The sequence below is a fragment of the Sphingomonas sp. Leaf33 genome, from assembly GCF_001421785.1.
In the GTDB taxonomy this organism is placed as follows: Bacteria; Pseudomonadota; Alphaproteobacteria; order Sphingomonadales; family Sphingomonadaceae; genus Sphingomonas.
The window spans coordinates 221,979-224,672 of record NZ_LMLB01000017.1 but is presented as its reverse complement, the minus strand read 5'-3'; the positions used below and the strand labels follow the sequence as shown (position 1 = coordinate 224,672).

The 2,694-nt window shown below is 67.3% G+C and carries 1 protein-coding gene; it reads right to left on the bottom strand.

Features of this window, described 5'->3' with window-relative positions:
• Positions 1-212: 212 nt before the first annotated feature.
• Positions 213-2,558 (bottom strand): beta-glucosidase BglX, encoded by a 2,346-nt coding sequence (bglX, locus tag ASE86_RS14245; RefSeq protein WP_082441945.1) that lies wholly within the window; start codon positions 2,556-2,558, stop codon positions 213-215.
• Positions 2,559-2,694: the final 136 nt, after the last annotated feature.

The following is a 2,694-nucleotide window of genomic DNA, read 5'->3' as shown; positions in this document are numbered from 1 at the left end:
GCGCCTCGAGCGATCCGTTTGCGGCCCGCCCCCTCCACCACCCGCTCCGCGGGCGGTCCCCCTCCCCGTGCCGGGGAGGATTTTCGTTCCCCGCCGCATTCTTCAACACCAACGTCGTCCCCCCTCCCCGCGTGCGGGGAGGATCTCGGGCTCGCAGGTCACGGTGAGCCGTCCGCGCACCCCCCTCCCCGCGTGCGGGGAGGATCTTGAGATCACTCCGCCAGCGTGAACTTCACGCCTGTCGGCAAATCCGACGTGCCGCCGACGAACAGCTCGAAGTCGCCCGGCTCCGCGCCCCAGCTCATGTCCTGCCGGTAGAAGGCCAGGTCCTTGTCGTTGACCCTGAACGTCACCCGGCGCGATTCCCCCGGCTTCAGCGCGATCTTCTGGAAGCCCTTCAGCTCCCTCAGCGGCCGCGTCACCGAGCCCACCAGATCGCGCGTGTAGAGCTGGACGATCTCGGTCCCGGCGCGCTTGCCGGCATTGGTCAGCGTGACGCTGGCGGTCAGTGCCTCGCCCGGCCGGATCACGGTCTTGTCGATCGTCACCGGCGAATAGGTGAAGCGCGTGTAGCTCAGGCCGTGCCCAAACGGCCACTGCGGAGTGTTGGGTGAATCGAGATAGCGCGACAGATATTTCTGCCCCTGCTTGTCCGCGGTGAACGGCCGCCCGGTGTTCTTCATCGAATAGAAGATCGGCACCTGCCCGACCGACCGCGGAAACGTCATCGGCAGCTTGCCGCTGGGGTTGTAATCGCCGAACAGCACGTCGGCGACCGCGGTGCCGGCCATCGTGCCGGGATACCACGCCTCCAGGATCGCATCGACATTGTCCGCCGCCCAGGGAATCGTGTTCGGCCGGCCCGACAGCAGCACCAGCACGATCGGCTTGCCCAACGTCTTGAGCTGCTTGAGCAACGCTTCCTGATTGCCCGGCAGGTTCAGGTCGGTGCGGCTGGCGGCCTCGCCGGTCATGTCCCAATATTCGCCCATCGCGGCGACGATGACGTCGGCGTTCTTCGCCGCTGCCATCGCCTCGGCAAAGCCGTCGGTCTTGCCGGCGTCGGCGAACTGATAGCTTGCGCCCTTGGCGTAGGTGACCGTCACGCCCTTGCCGGCGCGCGCGCGGATGCCCTCCAGCAGCGACACCGGCCGCGTGCGACTGCCCTGCCCCGCCCAGCTGCCGATCATGTCGGCCTTGCTGTCGGCCAGCGGTCCCACCAGTGCGATCGTCTTCGCCGAAGCGGCGAGCGGCAGCACGTCGCCCTCGTTCTTCAGCAGCACCATCGACTTGCGCGCGACATCGCGCGCGGCCTCCAGGAACGCGGGCGTCATCACGTTCGCCTTTTCGCGTTTCGCGTCGCTGAACCTGTACGGGTCCTGGAACAGCCCCAGCCGGTACTTCATTTCCAGCACACGGCGCACGGCTTCGTCGACGGTCGCCATGCTGACCTTGCCCTCGGCGACCGATGTGGCGAGGTGGTTGAGGTACACCGCGCCCTGCATGTCCATGTCGACGCCGGCATTGATCGCCTGCTCGCCGGCCTGTTTCTCGTCCTTCGAGTAACCGTGAGGGACCATTTCGTTGATCGACGTGTAATCAGTGACGACGAAGCCCTTGAAGCCCCATTCCTTGCGCAGCACGTCGGTGAGGAGGAAGCTGTTGCCCGACGCCGGCACGCCGTCCAGCTCGTTGAAGCTGGTCATGACCGTCGCGGCGCCCGCATCGACCGCGGCCTTGTATGGCGGCAGATAGGTTTCGCGCAGCTCGCGCATCGACATGTCGACCGTCGAATAATCGCGGCCCGCCTGCGGTGCGCCGTAGGCGGCGAAATGCTTGACCGTGGCGAGAAGCGAATCGGTGTCGCCGATGCGCTTGCCCTGGAATCCCTTCACCCGCGCCTCGGCGATGCGGCTGCCGAGGTAGGTGTCCTCGCCCGCCCCTTCGGACACGCGGCCCCAGCGCGGGTCGCGGCTGATGTCGACCATCGGCGCGTAGGTCCAGTGCAGCCCTTCGGCGGCACCTTCGATCGCGGAGATGCGCGCGCTCTTCTCGATCGCGTCCAGGTCCCACGACGCCGCCTCGCCCAGCGAGATCGGGAACATCGTGCGGTGGCCGTGGATGACGTCGTAGCCGAACAGCAGCGGGATCTTCAGCCGCGTGGTCTCGACCGCCAGCCGCTGCAATTCGCGCGTGTAGGCGACCGAATGCGCGTTGAAGATCGCGCCGACCTTGCCCGCGGCGATGTCCTGCTTGTAGCCCGCGCGCAGCGTCGGGCCCGTCGACACCCAGTCGCTGGTCAGCAGCGTCAACTGGCCGATCTTTTCCGCCAGCGTCATCTGCGACATCAGTCGGTCGACGAAGCTGCGCATCTGCGGATGATCGCCCCAGACCGCCGGGGTCGGCCCTGCCGGCGTCTCGACCGGCGGCGCGGCGGGCGTGGTCACGGCCGCGGCGCGGCGGGCCGGGGCCACCACGTCGCGGGCGGCCAGCGGCGCCGCGGCGATCAGGCTCGCTCCCAGCAACAGTCGAACGGCGGGGCGGGTCGTGATCAACATGGCTCTCCTGAAAACGTCATTCGGTCCGAACGATCCCCGGGCCGACCCGGCTGCGAACGCCGGACAACTGTGACCAAATTGCCTCTTGACGACTAGGCGCCCGTGGATCGATTAGACATCGATGTAACCGTTTCCA